The sequence below is a fragment of the Rothia sp. P7208 genome, assembly GCF_048512915.1.
Lineage (GTDB): Bacteria > Actinomycetota > Actinomycetes > Actinomycetales > Micrococcaceae > Rothia.
This window is the reverse complement of record NZ_JBLXXW010000001.1, coordinates 141,797-158,456: the sequence shown is the minus strand read 5'-3', so window position 1 is coordinate 158,456 and position 16,660 is coordinate 141,797. Positions and strand designations below refer to the sequence as shown.

At 45.1% G+C, this 16,660-nt stretch carries 14 protein-coding genes; 10 read left to right on the top strand and 4 right to left on the bottom strand.

The window, feature by feature from the left end:
* Nucleotides 1–123 precede the first annotated feature (123 nt).
* The gene (locus ACN084_RS00725; RefSeq protein ID WP_419105596.1) at nt 124–750 is read left to right on the top strand and encodes a nitroreductase family protein; all 627 of its coding nucleotides are present in this window, start codon (nt 124–126) and stop codon (nt 748–750) included.
* Between the two features lie 207 nt (nt 751–957).
* Here ACN084_RS00725 and ACN084_RS00720 read toward each other — a convergent pair whose 3' ends face one another.
* Nucleotides 958–2,676, bottom strand: a complete 1,719-nt coding sequence (locus ACN084_RS00720) for a glycoside hydrolase family 13 protein (RefSeq protein WP_419105595.1) — start codon at nt 2,674–2,676, stop codon at nt 958–960.
* A gap of 58 nt (nt 2,677–2,734) precedes the next feature.
* Nucleotides 2,735–3,571 (bottom strand): endonuclease/exonuclease/phosphatase family protein, encoded by an 837-nt coding sequence (locus ACN084_RS00715; RefSeq protein WP_419105594.1) that lies wholly within the window; start codon nt 3,569–3,571, stop codon nt 2,735–2,737.
* 261 nt (nt 3,572–3,832) lie between these two features.
* On the opposite strand from ACN084_RS00715, the gene ACN084_RS00710 reads away from it, so the two are divergent.
* The 5 genes from ACN084_RS00710 to ACN084_RS00690 all read left to right on the top strand — a co-directional run bounded on the left by ACN084_RS00710 (nt 3,833) and on the right by ACN084_RS00690 (nt 10,980).
* Nucleotides 3,833–5,455 carry an alpha-glucoside-specific PTS transporter subunit IIBC gene (locus ACN084_RS00710; protein ID WP_419100810.1) on the top strand — a complete coding sequence of 541 codons (1,623 nt, stop codon included), beginning with the start codon at nt 3,833–3,835 and terminating at the stop codon, nt 5,453–5,455.
* Between the two features lie 106 nt (nt 5,456–5,561).
* Complete coding sequence (locus tag ACN084_RS00705) at nt 5,562–6,326, top strand: MurR/RpiR family transcriptional regulator (protein WP_419100809.1); 765 nt, start codon at nt 5,562–5,564, stop codon at nt 6,324–6,326.
* Nucleotides 6,326–6,781, top strand: a complete 456-nt coding sequence (locus tag ACN084_RS00700; protein ID WP_419105593.1) for a hypothetical protein — start codon at nt 6,326–6,328, stop codon at nt 6,779–6,781. Before ACN084_RS00705 ends, ACN084_RS00700 begins: the two co-directional genes overlap by 1 nt.
* A 78-nt stretch (nt 6,782–6,859) precedes the next feature.
* Entirely contained in the window at nt 6,860–10,765 is a 3,906-nt protein-coding gene (locus tag ACN084_RS00695; protein WP_419105592.1) for a DNA helicase, read from the top strand.
* 5 nt (nt 10,766–10,770) lie between these two features.
* Nucleotides 10,771–10,980, top strand: a complete 210-nt coding sequence (locus ACN084_RS00690; RefSeq protein WP_419105591.1) for a hypothetical protein — start codon at nt 10,771–10,773, stop codon at nt 10,978–10,980.
* Nucleotides 10,981–11,032: 52 nt separating this feature from the next.
* Here the strand turns inward: ACN084_RS00690 and ACN084_RS00685 are convergent, their stop codons facing one another.
* Together ACN084_RS00685 and ACN084_RS00680 are read right to left on the bottom strand one after the other, a co-directional pair.
* Nucleotides 11,033–11,218: an FmdB family zinc ribbon protein gene (locus ACN084_RS00685; protein ID WP_419100805.1), complete on the bottom strand. Its 186-nt coding sequence runs from the start codon at nt 11,216–11,218 to the stop codon at nt 11,033–11,035.
* A 39-nt stretch (nt 11,219–11,257) separates the two neighbouring features.
* Nucleotides 11,258–11,860: a 5-formyltetrahydrofolate cyclo-ligase gene (locus tag ACN084_RS00680; protein ID WP_419105590.1), complete on the bottom strand. Its 603-nt coding sequence runs from the start codon at nt 11,858–11,860 to the stop codon at nt 11,258–11,260.
* A gap of 169 nt (nt 11,861–12,029) precedes the next feature.
* On the opposite strand from ACN084_RS00680, the gene galU reads away from it, so the two are divergent.
* The 4 genes from galU to ACN084_RS00660 all read left to right on the top strand — a co-directional run bounded on the left by galU (nt 12,030) and on the right by ACN084_RS00660 (nt 16,657).
* Nucleotides 12,030–12,923, top strand: coding sequence for a UTP--glucose-1-phosphate uridylyltransferase GalU (gene galU / locus ACN084_RS00675; protein WP_419105589.1), 894 nt, complete (start codon nt 12,030–12,032; stop codon nt 12,921–12,923).
* Nucleotides 12,924–13,067: 144 nt separating this feature from the next.
* Nucleotides 13,068–13,961, top strand: coding sequence for a hypothetical protein (locus ACN084_RS00670; protein ID WP_419105588.1), 894 nt, complete (start codon nt 13,068–13,070; stop codon nt 13,959–13,961).
* A 113-nt stretch (nt 13,962–14,074) separates the two neighbouring features.
* Nucleotides 14,075–15,733, top strand: coding sequence for a CYTH domain-containing protein (locus ACN084_RS00665; RefSeq protein ID WP_419105587.1), 1,659 nt, complete (start codon nt 14,075–14,077; stop codon nt 15,731–15,733).
* 501 nt (nt 15,734–16,234) lie between these two features.
* Complete coding sequence (locus tag ACN084_RS00660) at nt 16,235–16,657, top strand: DedA family protein (protein ID WP_419100800.1); 423 nt, start codon at nt 16,235–16,237, stop codon at nt 16,655–16,657.
* Nucleotides 16,658–16,660: the final 3 nt, after the last annotated feature.

Here is a 16,660-nt window from a genome sequence, read left to right as displayed (position 1 = left end):
ACCTAAAAGATGTCCCTTAAACCCCTGACACTATGAGGTTTGAGGGACATCTTGTTTTAACCACAAGATGATGTAGCGCAATTAAAATAAACGCTACGACGGGCTCAAGAAGAGAAAGAACAGATGAAGAACAACGACTTTAAAGACATTATTTTTAATAGAAAATCTATTAAAGTATTTGACGAAAACGTGAAAATACCTCGTGAAGAAATGCTCGAAATGATCGATGAAGCAGTAAAAGCTCCATCCTCAGTTAACCTTCAACCTTGGCGATTCGTTATTGTCGAAAGCCAAGAAGGTAAAGACCTTTTACGTCCACTAATAAGATTTAACACCCGACAAAACGATACATCCTCAGCGATGATCGTCATTTTCGGTGATATGAAATGCTATGAAAAAGCTGAAGACATTTATTCTCGCGCTGTAGAACAACAACTTATGCCTGAGTCAGTGAAAAATCAGCTGATGGAATTGTTTATGCCCAGATACGAAAATGCACCACAACAGGTCATGAACGATATCGTCAAAATAGACTCTAGCTTGGCGGCAATGCAACTGATGCTTGTGGCGCGAGCTCACGGCTACGATACAAACCCTATCGGTGGTTTTGAAGATGACTTAATTGCAGAAGCCTTAGGCATGGATAAAGAACAGTACGTTCCCGTACTCATCGTAGCAATCGGAAAAGCCGCATATGAGGCTCATCCAAGTATGAGACTAAAAGCAGAAGAAATTACACGTTTTCACTAGAGACTTTCTTCGCCCAAGACATCACTATTAACAGCTTCTTTGACCTCAGAGAAAGATAACCACTGCTTCATAAAATATCGTGGTGTGAAGAAAATTCTTCACACCACGATATTTTTAACGGGTTTAGTATTGCACTACAGGAAGATAAAAATGCGTTCCATAGTGAGTGCGTTAATATAACCCAAATATTCGTTTTAAAATTTTCTGCTACGAAGCATTCACGCGATACATCTTCGACTCATAAGGACGTAATGTTTGACGCATATCGTCCTCATAGTTTGAAAGCACTAATTCGCCTTGATCTAGTAGCTCATATTCACGAGTGAGCTGTTGATCGGTAAAATTCGAGATAACAAGCAGCTTAGAACCATCTTGTGCATGACGCTCATAGGCATAAACCTGAGCGTCCTCAACATCAAGAGGAACAAAATCTGCATACACAAGAAGGTCTTTGAGCTCACCGCGGCGCAACTGAATGAGCTTTTGATAGTGGTAGAACAAAGAGCCTTGATCTTCGAGCGCGCTAGCAGCGTTAATCTCGCGGTAATTAGGGTTAAGTTTAATCCATGGTTCTACAGCGCTAAAGCCTGCGTTATCGCTTGCATCCCATTGCACGGGGGTTCTCGCGTTATCTCGTCCTTTAGTGTAGATGAGTTCCATACACTCGTCGTGGCTAAGGTTGCCACGTTCTACGACCATATCTTCGTAGAGATTCAACGAATCGAGATCTCGATAGTCGTTAATCTCTTCAAATTGGACGTTTGTCATACCGAACTCTTCCCCTTGGTAGATATAGGGGGTGCCCTGCATACCGTGAAGAGTTGTCGCTAACATTTTGCCTGAGAGCACACGCCATTGTGATGAATCATCACCGAAGCGAGAAATCAGTCGAGGCTGGTCATGGTTATTCCAGTACAATGATCCCCAAGCTCGCCCTCGTAATGTGGTCTGCCACGTATTAAGAACTTCTTTAAGGTCAACGAGGTCGTAGGGTTTGATAGACCATTTACCCATACCGGTGGCGGGGTCTGTATCTACACCCATATGCTCAAAATGGAAAATCATGTTGAGCTCTTCAGTATCAAAACCAGCGAATTGTACAGCGTCTTCTGCTGAGGTTTGAGACATCTCTCCGACGGTCATTACATCATAATTCGCTGCGGTTTTGAGATTAAGTTCGTGCATCCACTGGTGCACTTTGGTACCGTTTTTGACCACGAACGGGATAGATGAACCATGCTTATCGAAGTCAATATTGGGGTCATCTGGTAGCCCCTCTGGTTTAGAGATGATGTTGATAGCGTCGAGGCGGAAACCGTCGAGCCCTTTATCGAGCCACCAGTTAATCATGGTGTAGATTTCTTCACGAACCTTTTCATTCTCCCAGTTCAAGTCGGGCTGTTTCTTGGAGAAGATGTGTAGATACCATTGATCGGTGTGTTCATCGTATTCCCAAGCGCGCCCCCCAAATTCTGAGCCCCAGTTGTTTGGCGGTAGTGGGTTGCCGTCCTCGTCAGTACCTGAAGAGTCACGCCAATAGTAGTAATCACGGTAGGGGTTCTCTCGGCTAGAGCGAGATTGCTTAAACCACTCGTGTTCATCTGATGTGTGGTTGACGACAATATCTAAGAGAATCTTAATACCGAGGCTATGGGCGGTCTCAACGAGAGTATCAAAATCTTCCATGGTGCCAAATTCATCCATAATGCCCTGATAATCGGAGATGTCATACCCCATGTCGTCGTTGGGGGAAGAAAACATCGGGCAAAGCCAGATGACGTTAATTCCTAGTTGTGCAAGGTATGGAAGACGTTGTGTAATACCGGGAAGATCGCCGATACCGTCATGATTAGAGTCTTGGAAAGAACGTGGCCAAATCTGGTATACGACAGCTTCTTTCCACCAAGTACGTGCTGCTGAACTCATGGAGAACTCCTTAAGGATAAGTGGGTGATGGTTGGGGGACTGTGGAACAGGTTGAATGTTAGAGAGCTATCTCTACGAGAACTCCAGAATGATCAGAGATAGCTTCTGGAGTGTTATCGGCAAAGACTACTCGGTGGCGTAGTACTGGAGCGTTCAATCCCTTGGTCAGGATGAAATCAATACGTTTAGCCTCCGTCGAGTTTTCCCATCCTGCAATATTTTTATGAACGGTGTATTTTCCGTCGACATGAGCGGCTTGGGAATAGGTGTCGTGCCAACCGGCTTGAAGTATTTGAGCGTATCCTTCTGCCTGAACATTCGCATCATTATTAAAATCTCCAGCAAGAATGATAGGTGTATTCTGAGCGAAGATATGAAGCTGATGATTCAGTGACGAAAAATCATGCTGGAATAGTTGTTGGCCATCTCGCTCCCACCAATTCATATGTGCACTTGATACCCAGAGGTCTTGGTTTTTAACGTGGATACGTGCTGTTAGCGCGCAACGACGGTACACATTTTTATAGTCGTATTGGGGGTCGCTCATGTGTATGGTGTGTAATTCGATGAAAGGATGCTTGCTCAAGAGCGCTACACCTTCGTCGTAGATTCCCCATCCTTCGTGGGACTCTGCCCAGCTCCAGTAATAGGTTCTTCCGTCTTCTTGGAGGAATTGTGACAGTAAGAGCGCAAAGTTATCAAAGGTGATAGGGCGTTCTGTGAGTGGGCGATATAAATGGTCTGTCTCAACAAAAGGTGCTTTGATGAGCTGGTTGACCTCTTGTAATGCGATAACGTCGATATCTTCTGCCAAGATGAAGTCTGCGAGGACTCGTATCTTGTGGAGTTGATGAAGCTCTAGCCAGCTATGTGTATTAAGCGTCAAAATCTTCAAGAGCTAAAACCTTTGGTGTGTTTGGGTACGGTCTTATGAAAAATCCTAAAAGTACTTTTGACGAAAAGCGATAGTTTTTATAACTCAGCGAGAGGAACTTTTTCCATCTCATGGAATTTCTTTCCAGTTTCTGAAAAACGTACCAGAAGTGCTTCTTCTCTCAAAGAAGTATGTTTTTAGCGTACTAATACACATATAGTGTGGTGTAAAACAAACACATCCATTACATATACATTCAATTACGGTGAAAGGGATTCTCTAATGATGGAGAAAATCCAGAGGTTCGGCTCGGCAATGCTTGCCCCCGTCCTCCTCTTTGCTTTTGCTGGTCTTGTCGTTGGCATCGCAATTATCTGCAAGAACGAGCAACTTCTTGGCTCAATCGCTGCTGAAGGCACTGGCTGGTACAACTTCTGGTCTGTATGGGAGTCTGGCGCATGGACTGTCTTCAACCAGATGGAACTACTCTTCGTCTTGGGTCTGCCCATCGCATTAGCAAAGACCGCTAATGCTCGTGCAGTACTTGAAGCTGCGATGGTATACCTGACCTTCAATTACTTCATCGCAACAATTCTTTCTATTTGGGGCCCTGCCTTCAACGTTGATTATGATGTTGATCTTTCCCAAGGTGCAGCTGGCACTGGCTTGAAGATGATTGCCGGTATTAAGACTCTCGATACTGGTATCTTCGGCGCTATTATCATTTCTGCTATTGTCGTGTGGCTTCACAACCGTTATTTCGACACTAAGCTCCCCGACTTCCTCGGTATTTTCCAAGGAACACAATGGGTATATGCTCTTGGCTTCTTCTTGATGATGCCGGTAGCCTTAGTGTTCTGCCTTGTCTGGCCTTCCGTTCAGCATGCAATTGGTTCTATGCAAGGGTTCTTCCTGAGCACCGGCGTCTTTGGTGTTTGGCTGTACACCTTCCTTGAGCGTATTTTGATTCCTACGGGCTTGCACCATTTCATTTATACCCCCTTTATTTTTGGCCCAGCAGTGGTTCCTGACGGAATTATCAAGCACTGGGTAGCCCACCTTAACGAGTACTCCCAGTCTTCTGCACCGTTGAATGAACTTTTCCCCGGTGGCGGATTTGCGCTTCACGGTAACTCGAAAGTCTTTGCTCCTATCGGTATTGCTGCCGCATTCTACGTCACAGCACGTAAAGAGAAGAGAAAAGAACTCATGACGCTATTGGTTCCTGTCTGCCTCACCGCGATGCTTATCGGCATTACAGAGCCTCTAGAATTTACCTTCTTGTTCCTTGCTCCTCCTCTGTTCTTGGTACACGCAATTCTTGCGGCGACCATGTCTGCAACCATGTACTTCTTCGGACTATCCGGCAACATGGGCGGCGGCTTAATCGACTTCGTCTTCCAAAACTGGGTTCCCTTGTGGGCAAATCACTGGCCAACCTATGTTGCTCAAATCGTGATTGGTCTGTGCTTCACTGCGTTGTACTTCTTCATCTTCCGTTTCTTGATTATCAAATTCAATTTCAAGACTCCTGGCCGTGAAGAAGACGGAAAAGAAGCTAAGTTGTACTCTAAAGCTGAGTACCGCCAAGCGAAGAAAGAAGGAACTCTTAAAGCTTCTGCTGAAGAATCAACGGTAGCTGTTACTACTGATTCTTATACTCAGCGTGCAACAGACTTCTTAGCACTCTTGGGCGGGGCTTCAAACATCACTTCCGTCAACAACTGTGCTACGCGTCTGCGCGTTTCGGTAGAGAACCCAGAACTTGTAGGTTCTGAAGCAGATTTCAAATCTGCTGGTGCCCTTGGCCTTGTCAATAAGGGTAAAGCCTTACAGGTTATTGTTGGGATGGATGTCCCACAGGTTCGAGACCGTTTCGAGACCATGGTGAACGAACCATCATAAAGAGAACACGTCATATGACATTCTCTTGAGATGAGGAAGGCTCCTGAACCGAATACGCATGTATTATCTAGAGATAGGTACATCATCTTTCGGCTCAGGAGCCTTCGTGGATCTTCAGACAATAGTTAACGCGCATCAGCATCACCTCAGCAATACTGAACGTGAAATTCTTGCCTTCATGTTAACGCATGAAGAATTTGTTGCAGAGTCGACTATTAACTCTTTAGCGCATCGTACGTATACGTCTACTTCGAGTATTATTCGGCTGACTAAAAAGCTGAACTTCTCAGGTTTTACAGAGCTAAAGTATTTCATCAAAAACTCGCTGAATACGGCCTCTGAACGTCCCGTAGACTTTGTTAGCTCCGGCGTTGAAGACATCATGAAGACTCTTGAAACACTTCAAAACACCGATTTAGAAGAGATCTTGAACCATATTCATCGTGCCCGTACCGTGTATTGTTTTGGTACCGGATACGCTCAACGAAACGCTATTCAAGAGTTTTCTAAATCTTTATTAGTATGCGGAAAATTTGCGCATGTTATTCCTGCTAAAAATGAATTTGCTGGAAGTATTTCGAGTATGACCACCGACGACCTCGTCATCGTGGTATCGCTCTCTGGTAATACGGAATCTGTACAAGAAACAATCAAGGCTCTTTCCTCACGCAAGATTCCAATGCTTGCAATTACAGCTCAAAGTCTGAACTACATTTCATCTCATGCAACCTATTCTTTACGTTATGAAGCAACTCCCACTCATGTTGGTGACCATAGCAAACACCCCTATCATTCTTTTGTTGCGTTGAGCGTTCTACTAGACTATATCGTTCGGCAATACATGAATTTCTTAGACACCGAGGACCAATAGTGAATAGTATTCTGTACCGGCTTAACGACCCAGACTCCACCAAAAAATACCTATTTTGGTATTGGATTATTTCTCCACTGTGCTATTTTCTATACACCTTTTTACTTAGCTCCCAAATGCAGCTACCTCTTGAAGAAGTCCTCAACGCACCTCTAATTGCACTAACTTTTCTCATTGCTTGTATGACCATTCTTTTAGCGGGAATGTTAAACCTCATCAAAGATGAGGGCGACTACGTTGAACGTAATTTTGGTATTTTCGCTATGGTTCAGCAACTTCTTGTGGGAAACCTCTTAGGCGTTCTCCTCGCCTTTTTCTTTACCCGCTCTCGTTGGGGTGCTCCCTCTGCCGCATGCTCTACACCTCAACGATGGATTCTTTGGGGAGGAATGGCACTCATCTCCGTTTTAACAGTTTTAGTGATGATTTCTTATTGGAACTTGTCGATGGCTTAACTCCTGAGGGCCTTGACCCGTATGATGGATAACTAGAGTAAAACCGCACCCTAAACAGTATCGAAAGAGCTTTCATTCGTGAACGAACAATCAGCTACCCCTCAGCCGGCTCAATCTTGGGAATCTGCCGGTAGTAGCGCCGTAGGAACTTCTACACACTCCTCTAACGCATCGCTTGAGAACGCTGTAGAGATTCTTGACTATGAAAAAGGGTTAGAAACTTGGAACCGGCAAATGGATCTTTATACAGGTCCAGATGCGCTTCTTGACTTTAACCAGATTGATTATGTCCATATTGATATCACTGACGCAAACCCTTCAGGGTTGGCTCAGCTGATGATGGGACGTAAAACACGGCTTTCTACTATTATTCGCGATAAAAGTAAACGTGAATCTGCTATGCGTGCAGCTCAAGCTCTACGCAGTAAAATCTTTGAATTAGAAAACCAGCATGGTCTTTCTGCAGGGTATTTTGCTGCAGGTACTGCTTCATGGCTTTCCCGAGATGTTCACCATGGGCAAGGGGCCCCTGAAAAACGTTTTATTGCACCGGTTCTTTTGACACCCATTGTTATCACTCCTCACCCAACAAGCGAAGACTTTGAAATTCGTTTATCGGGAACTGCAAAATTGAACCCTGCTATGGTGCGTCAAATCTATAAAGAGTACAGCATTGATCTTGGCTCTATGGATGTTGCGCAATTAGCAAATTCTATGTCAAAACTTGACCCAGAACCTGTGATTGACCGGATGCGTACAAGCACCGGTCACGTACCAGGAATGTTAATTGAGTCAAAATACCTGATTTCTACGTTTGCTGATATTAAAGAAAATGCGGCTGAACTTCCAGAAAATTCCTTTACTCCTCTCGTCCGCAAACTTGCAAAACTTGCATTAGAACCTGAAGACACTACTCACCCAGAAGTTTTTGTTAATAACGCGGCAGCCCCTGTCGATCAAAGAGCCCCTCAAAGCGAAATGTTGGCCTTTGACGCTGATGCTTCAGCTCAAGAAATTATTGACCTAGCACGTTCTGGGCACTCTTTGGTCGTAACAGCACCATCTGGTACCGAGCCGCTACAAATGGCAACTAATATCGCTACGACCCTCATTCACGATGGAAAATCTGTATTAGTGGTAGGGGAGCGTAGCTCAACCGTTGAAAATTTTGCCTCACTTCTGAAAAATATTGGCCTTGACCAATTCACTTTTGACCTTTTGAAGGAACATTCCTCAGAAGAGTTGAGAGAACTTCTGGTGCAAGCCATCATTCGTAATGAAAATGCAGCCTGCCCAAACATGAGTGACGTGTATGAGCGGTTAGTTTCGTCTCGAGATCATCTTATCTCTCATACAAACTCTCTCAAATTTACGGAATCGCGTTGGGGATGTTCAGTATATGATGCTTTACAGACTCTTGCTGCTTTAACGGCTCAAGATCCCGCCCCTACGACGACAGTTCGTTTTAACCGTCACGTCATGGACGCGCTTTCACACCGCGCTAAAATCACTGAGAAAATAGAACGTTTTGCCCAGTTACGTGCATTCCGTCCTTCTACATTGCTGTCTTCATGGCATCGGGCGAAACTTTACGACCAAGAAGAATGTAAAGCGGTACACCGCCTCGTACAATCTTTGATAACTTCCTTGCAATCAATGCACGCAAAGATGAGCCAGCTCAGTGAGCAAACTGGTCTCCGCATGGGCCAAAGCTACTACGAATGGGAAGCACAACTTCAGCTCCTTGAACGTATTCGACAGACTCTCACAAAATTCCGTGTAGACGTTTACGACCGACCCGTAACTGATCTTATTGCTGCCACCGCAAGTAGCGCGTGGCGTCGTGAACACGGTATAGAAATGAGCAGTATTCAGCGCTCTCGGCTTCGTAAAGCAGCGAAAGAATATATTCTTCCGGGTGTTCACATCAATGACCTACATGAGAGCCTTCTCATTGTTCAGCAGGAAAGAGAAGAATGGATTGCACGCGCCGCTTCTCCACGCGAGCCACAAATTCCTGCAAACCTGGCCCGTTTACAAGAACAACTTGCCGATCTCGCTCATGAATTTTCAGGTCTTGCGATTGTTCTAGAAGATCACCCTGACGGAAATGACTTTTTGAACACCCCATATAGTGTTCTCTTAGAACGGCTTAACCTGCTCAACGCGGATGAAGAGCTACTGTACACCCTGCCTGAGCGAGAAGAAATTCGTCGTGAACTTTACGAACTCGGCCTAGAAGAATTTTTGGAGGACCTTCTCAAACGTCAAGTTTCTGCAGAACATGTCAGCGCTGAACTTGAGCTTGCATGGTGGCAAAGTGCCCTTGAAAAGATGCTAGCCAGTGACGAGATTGAAATCCTTGATGGTGATAGCTTAAGAGCTCTTGAACAAGAATTTCGTGCCGCTGACCAAGCTCATATCGCAGCAACTCCAGCACGATTAGGTGCTTCTATCCGAGACACTTGGAATAACCGTATTGCTGCAGATGCTGAGGCTGCTGCCTATTTGAAGAGTCAGCTTCGAGGACATCACTTCGACTTTGACGCAGTTCTTAAACATTCTGGTGCGCTGGTACATGCTCTGTACCCATTATGGACCTCGAGCCCATTTGCGCTAACTCGTAGATTAGCTAATACGGTGCGTTTTGATGCGGTAATTCTTCTTGACGCAGAATCTACTCCGTTAGCAGCAAACCTTCCTGCAATCATTCGAACAGAACAGGTTATTGCTATTGGTGATCCCCATAGTGGTTTCCCAGCACCGTTCATGGTGTCCGCCGTGGCAAAAAACGCTCCCTTAGAGAAAAACCCTAAAATTGAGAGCACCTATAGCGCGCTTTCAAAGGTTCTTCCGGCACGAACGTTAGCGCTTCTTTCTGAACGTACTGTAGACCCTGCAGTATTTAGATATCTGAACGAGAATTTTTATTCTGGTGTACTGAACTTCTACCCTTGGGGTGAAGAAATATCCGAGGATATTCCTGCTTTTATCGCCGAGTATATTGACGCTACCGGAAAAATTAGTGACAATTCCAACCTCGATTCGCCTGCCATTGAGGTTGATAGCGTCGCTAAACGGGTTCTTGAACACGCGTATAAAAACCCTAACCAGTCCTTGGCTGTAGTAACGGCCAGCACTCGTCATGCGCGTCGTATTGCAGAAGCGGTACGCTCTTTGTTAGCGCAGTATCCTCAGATGCTACCTTTCTTCAATAACGCCCAACATGGGGAACCTTTCCGTGTCGTAGATTTATCAAGAGCCTCAGGGCTTGAACGCGACGTTGTCATTTTCTCTCTCGGTACAGGTAAAGGTCATAACGGAGTTGTGAACCATAAACTTGGCCAACTCTCTGAAACTCATGGACGTGAATATTTCGTGTTGGGGATGACCCGTGCACGCCACTTGACACGCTTAATGTCGTGTGTATCTATCGAAGATCTCGACCCTTCATTACTTGAATACGGAGCATTAGACCTTTACAAGATGCTCAAAGAGCACGAAAACTGGCAGAAGATTCGTCATGAAGAGCAGACTGCGACGATTACCGATAGAATCCCTCAGAATGAGTTTCTCCGTAATGCCGATATTGAGGCGATTGATATGGGGGACTGGCTATTGAACGATATGGTGCGCCGTTTAGGAAACAGTGGTGTGCATCTACGCGAGCACGGAACGCAGGGAATCTCTTTGGTAGCGTATTCTGAGCATGAGTCGTTGATGGCAGGTTCTACGCCTAGCCCTCGTCGTCGTAAGAGTGGAAATTCTCAAGATCCTGTTGCTTTAAACTTCCCTCTTGCTGCTTGTTCTGATGGCTCTGATGAGTTTGCTCGCATGAGTGTTCGCGAAAGAACGCGTCTTTTGCCAGACCGTTTAGCTCGTACTGGCTGGAACTATATGACGTTATGGACTATTGAAGTCTTTTCAAAGCCCTATGCGGTTGCGGAACGAATGTTCCGGTATCTTGGTGTGGAAAGCGAATAAGTTTTATGTCAGAGCAGTATTCTTCTACTCCTAAAAAGCGGAGGGGGCATCGCCGCGTAGTCTCTGGTGATTCTTCTTGGGGTAAAGAACCCAAAATTATAGGTGTTCTTAGCTCGGATGAGGAATCTCGAAAAATCTCTTCTGAAGAAGATTCTCGAGCTCAGTGGCTGAAAGAGCAACGTCCTCCTCACCACGATTTTAGGTCGTCTATCTAAGATGTGGGGAGGGACAACACGATGTTAGTGTTGTCCCTCCCCACATCTTATTTTAGGAGCTGCTTTTATCGTTGCTGTAGAAGCCTGAACCTTTGAAGACAACTCCGACTGTTCCATATTTTTTGCGTAGCTGGTCAGCATTGCATTGAGGGCAGGTCGTGAGTGGCTTGTCTGTGAACGACTGGTGTTCTTCAAAAAGATACTCGCAGTTTTTGCACTGGTATTGATAAACCGGCATGTAGTTCTCCTCCGATGAGTCTATGTGTCGTGGAATATTCTACTGTACGGATAATTCGCGGACACCATTTTCGGTAAGTACGTGAAGAAGCTTCGCATCCCATGGCTCTGCGGGGACGGAGGGGAGTACCTCCCAGGAATAAGTAATTCCATAGTTCTTATCAGGGGCTGGGTCGTCTGCTAGAAGCCTGTCATAGTATCCTCCGCCTTGACCGAGACGACGCCCATCTGCCCCTATAGCTAGTGCAGGGATGAGTCGTAGCTGTGCATCGTAGAAAGCCTGTGATGTTTGGTAGGGGGCTGCTGGCTCTGAGATGCCTAAAGAATTAGTGTGTAGGGTGCTTTGGGGTGTCCACGGCGCCCATAGGAGAGCTTTCTGTGGTGTTGTTATCGGGACAATAATAGTGTATCCGCGGTTATTTAGGGTTTTTAAACCTTGAAGTATAGGTGGTTCTGTAGGTAAAGGTAAAAAAGCTGCAATGATTGATTTTTGTGGTAAGGCCAAACTCTCTACGAGTTTATTGAGCTGGATATCTAATGCGTTTTGCGCGTCTTTTCGTGAGGAAAAAATACGACGTTGCTCTCTGATATTTGACCGGAGTGCTGCTTTATGCGCAGTTAAGTGCTGGTGTTGAAAAGACATATCGATGTTGTAAAAAAGAACAAGTGACAGAACATATCATCTCATGATTCAAGATATTCTTGTCCTCATTGTTAGGTGCGTGTGATGAAATAGTTTTATATGTTTTGTCGCCATTTTTTCTCTCGTCATTTTCTGCAAGAAGGGAAGGTCTTAGAGTATTGTTGTATTTATGACTGACCCAAAAAAAACTATCACAAAGGCAGTAATACCTGCAGCCGGTCTAGGCACTCGCTTCCTTCCCGCAACTAAAGCAACTCCTAAGGAGATGCTTCCTGTAGTAGACCGTCCTGCAATTCAATATGTTGTTGAAGAAGCTGTTAAAGCTGGACTCAACGATGTTTTGATGATTACAGGACGTAACAAACGAGCTTTAGAAGACCATTTTGATCGTGTTCCTACTCTTGAAGCTCAGCTCGCTGAACAAGGTAAAGACAGCTTGCTGAAAACTGTTCTTGATTCTAATGATCTCGGTGAGCTACATTATGTTCGCCAAGGAGATCCGAAAGGTCTAGGCCACGCAGTGTTGCGTGCTAAAGTCCATGTGGGAGATGAACCGTTTGCGGTACTCCTTGGTGATGACCTCATCGACGAAAAAGAAGACTTGCTTTCTGAAATGGTTCGAGTGCAACAGAAGACTGGGGGATCTGTTGTTGCGCTGATGGAGGTTCCACGCGAACAGATTTCTGCTTATGGTGCTGCTGCTATTGAGCACGTAGAAGGTGAAGATTTCTTCAAAGTTTCTGAGCTTGTTGAGAAACCTTCCGCCGAAGATGCACCCTCAAACTATGCTGTCATTGGTCGGTATGTTCTAAGCCCTAAGGTCTTTGAAATTCTTGAGAACACTGCTCCCGGCCGTGGCAACGAAATTCAGCTTACTGATGCTCTGCAAACTCTTGCTGCAGATGAGTCTGAGGGCGTGTATGGTGTCGTTTTCAAAGGCCGTCGTTTCGATACTGGCGATAAGCTCAGCTACCTTAAAGCGAATGTTATTCTTGCCTCTGAACGTGAAGACCTCGGAGCAGATCTTCTTGAATGGCTGAAAGAGTTCGTTAAAAATCAATAAAAATACATTTTAGTGCTGTTGGGGGACGTGTAATACACGTCCCCCCACAGTTATATGACGTATCCTTAGTATCTACATGTAAAAGTTTTAGAGCCGTCATCTAGTGTGCAAAGCACACGATAACTGGCCTGTTGAGGTGAAGTAATGGAGCTTAGTGGTTTAGGCGCAACCAGCGCCTTAGTCATTCTTGCAGTACTACTTATTTTTGCGGTGCCTCGTATGCTAAACAGAAAAGCTCTGACAACGATAATCTCTGCAGAACGTTATGCACACGACGTATGTCTCGAAGAACAACTACCAGAATCCTCTAAAACTGCAGCTCCTAGACCGCGACATTCATCGCCTTACACACCAACGTATACTCTGCGCTATGGGCGTATCATCATTTTCATGATGGCTTTAGCTTTTTTCCTTTTCTCAGTAGGGGAAGCGATTTTCGCTCTCATGGGAGCAAAAACATGGCCTATTGCAGGAATATCATTCCTTGGAGCCCTCAGCTGTATCTCAACGTTGAGATTCTTGGCGCTACGAGATGCTAAAAAACGCAGAAAACAGCAGCTCTCATCTTCTTCCATGGACGCCTCTTCGATCATTTTGAAGAAGAAAAATCCTCCTGTTTCTTCTCCTGTAGAACGTCGTTCTGCTACATCAGAAGGAGCAACCTCCTCACCATCATCGCGAAGAACAAAGCCTGTACCTCGTCAAAATCAGAAACCCAGCGTATATGCCGCAAAATCTTTACGTTACCTACGTACTCACGACACCTCGAAACGCCCTCAGCTAGAGGGGACTGCACGCGGGGCTTTTACTGATAAAGAGAAACTCGACCCACCTTTCGAATCGGCAGTTTCTTCGTGGGAACCAACACCAACACCTATTCCTACGTACCTGAAAGTTCCAGTTGTTGAACGACAACAACCTGAACCACTCAAGAAACCTTCGTATCCTAGGAGCCAAACTCAAACTTTGATACAAGCTCAACGACTACGAGGTGCCACAGAGACTTTAGACGAGATTCTTAAACGACGTAGAGCCTAATATTTTGAGACAACACCCGCTATCATTTTGATAGTGGGTGTTGTCCGTTATCTCTAAGAAAATAACGGTGCTATTCCTCCTTTTTACCCCCTGACCCAGGAGCACAAAATCCGATGGCAACTCATCATCTAGAAGTAGAACGTAAATATGAGCTGACTGATCCCCAAGCAGATATTGCACCTATCGACTGGAACGTTCTTGAAAATCTTGAGGTCTCTGAAAACATCACCGAGCATCTAGAAGCAACCTATTTTGACACTCAAGACGCTGACTTGGGCCGTAATATGGTAGCTTTACGTCGACGTTTTGGCGGATACGATCAAGGCTGGCATATCAAATTTGATGACCGCGCCGGAGCTCGCCATGAAATTGGGTTTCCTCTATTGGCAGACCGCCAACGGATGCCTGCTGCCGTTCATAAGTTTGTTCGTGCTGTGACTTTAGGCGACGAACTCTATGAAACAGTCTCTTTGCTGACAGAACGTGAACGTACTGTACTGGTCGATGCTGAAGGAACTAAAGTTGCTGAAATCTGCAAAGACAAAGTCCGCGCACTAGATTTTTCGACGAACATTGAGCGTTCTTGGACAGAATGGGAAGTTGAACTATTAGATGCGGGACTAGTAAGCCCCGCAGATATTTTTACCGCCTGTGAAGTAATTTTCACCAATCTTGGTATTGCTCTTTCTCAATCTACTGCAAAGATTGCTCGTGCACTGGGTAAAGATGAATGTTTTGAAGCACGACGCCAAGGACTAGAAGGCTGTACCTCTGAGAAGAGCTCAACGCCGTCTCGCTCATCTAAAAAGAAATCTAAGAAAAAAACATCACGGCCGAAGAGCTCTCAGAAATTTTTGCGTCAGATTCTTCACTCTTTAACCTCAGACTTGATGATTTGGGAAATGAAGCTTCGTTCTGACGCCCCTGACGCGGTGCACGGTATGCGTAAGAGTGCTCGTCAAGTTGAAGCGATTTTGCGCTATGCAGTATTGCCCTATATCAGTGATGATACGTCTTGCCAAAAAGTTCAAGACGATATTCGTTATCTGAAGCATCTGATGGGAGGTCTTGCATCTGCGCGAGATATCGAGATTCTGACGACCTTCATGTGGTCTGTCGATACTCGCCCAGGGCTTATTACGGAAACAGCTCGCCGTGAACTTGATGAGTACCTTAGCTCTGATAGCGAGGTTGCGTCAAAGGTATTGATTCGTGTTCTTGATTCGCCAGAATATCTACAGCTAAGAAAAGATTTAGTGTACTTGATGAATAACCTCAAACAACTGGTACAGCTTCCTGAAGGTTCTGACGAATATACTCGTAAAGTTTCTCAGCACTTGCGTAAAGTACTCCGTACATATGTTGGTCAAGAATACCGTCATGTATGGAAGCCTTCAGCTGAGGATGTAGCTTCTGATGAGCAGCGTGATACTTTATTGTTCAAGATTCGGCGTGCAGGTCAAGGAGCAAAATATTGTTTGGACGCTTTTGAATCTGCTGGGATGCCACTCAATACTTCTGAGCAAAAATTATGGCGTATTTGTGATGGCTTCTATGATTCTTTGTCGATTCTTTCTGATGAAAAAGTGATTGCAACGTGGTTAGAGGCTACGTTGCGTCGTGCTACTCGTCGTCAGAATGATCGTCTTGCTATCGGGTATTTGTTAGGTGGCTGTGATGCTCGTATTGTTCAGCTTCGTGCAAAGGAAATTTCTCGTATTCCCGAGTTGATGTTGGAGCTGAAGAAACTGAAGTTTAAGAAAAAGTCCTGATTTTTCTTCCTCCTATCGGAGGGGGGGGGGAGGTTCTTCACCCTGTGAGCCGTTGAAAAACTACCTGATGTGTATATTTTCTGGTGTTGTTTTCAACGGCTCATTTTTTGCATGTTAAGACAGTTAAAAAGAAGTGCCTAGTCAAGTATTTCTACTTGACTAGGCACTTGCATCACACACAGGAAGAAAAGTCTTCGAAACCATATTGTTGATTGCTTCCCACAAGCTCTCAACTATTTGGTAATAAAAATATAACCTAATTGAACAGTCTTTGGCTAGTCTTTTGAAGAAAAAATTTATATTACCTAAAAAAGAACAAAGGATACCCTAAGTTTTACGGGTAAAAAGCTCTCTCCGAACACCAAACTAGTGAGCTACTGAGAAAATCCTCATAGTCACATGATGTTCGAACGCGGTACCCTCAAAACCGGATAAACTATAGCCGTGGTTGAATGGATACAAAGCCTACAATGGCACTGGGCTCTGCTCTTCTTCTGGATCGTGGGGATTATTCGAACGAGCCTAGTCTTTATGCTCGGCTGGATTGCCTCTGCCGGCAGCGCTAAATTGGCACGTATCCGGTACCTGATGCAAACCCCGATGTACCTCCGTGCTCAGTACTTCATCAACCGTTGGGGAGTACTTGCCGTTCCCTTATGCTTCTTAACCCTTGGCTTTCAAACTGCCGTCATTCTCACCACGGGCTTTACCCGCATGCATTTGAAACGCTGGATCCCCGCCATGCTCATAGGAACTTTAATGTGGGCTTGTATCTATTCCACCGTTGGGATGGCTGTTATCTGGGCTTGGATTCAACAACCAACTGTTCTCATAACAGCAATCATTCTTTTGATAGCTCTCTCACTGTTCATCTATCTTGGTAAACGTACTCTTCATAACCGCTCAAGACATGCTAATTTGTAAGCT

Coding starts and splice junctions, on each gene's coding strand:
- ACN084_RS00670 (WP_419105588.1), top strand. CDS start 13,068: ATGGAGCTTAGTGGTTTAGGCGCAACCAGCGCCTTAGTCATTCTTGCA.
- ACN084_RS00665 (WP_419105587.1), top strand. CDS start 14,075: ATGGCAACTCATCATCTAGAAGTAGAACGTAAATATGAGCTGACTGAT.
- ACN084_RS00680 (WP_419105590.1), bottom strand. CDS start 11,860: ATGTCTTTTCAACACCAGCACTTAACTGCGCATAAAGCAGCACTCCGG.
- ACN084_RS00725 (WP_419105596.1), top strand. CDS start 124: ATGAAGAACAACGACTTTAAAGACATTATTTTTAATAGAAAATCTATT.
- ACN084_RS00685 (WP_419100805.1), bottom strand. CDS start 11,218: ATGCCGGTTTATCAATACCAGTGCAAAAACTGCGAGTATCTTTTTGAA.
- galU (WP_419105589.1), top strand. CDS start 12,030: ATGACTGACCCAAAAAAAACTATCACAAAGGCAGTAATACCTGCAGCC.
- ACN084_RS00720 (WP_419105595.1), bottom strand. CDS start 2,676: ATGAGTTCAGCAGCACGTACTTGGTGGAAAGAAGCTGTCGTATACCAG.
- ACN084_RS00710 (WP_419100810.1), top strand. CDS start 3,833: ATGATGGAGAAAATCCAGAGGTTCGGCTCGGCAATGCTTGCCCCCGTC.
- ACN084_RS00690 (WP_419105591.1), top strand. CDS start 10,771: ATGTCAGAGCAGTATTCTTCTACTCCTAAAAAGCGGAGGGGGCATCGC.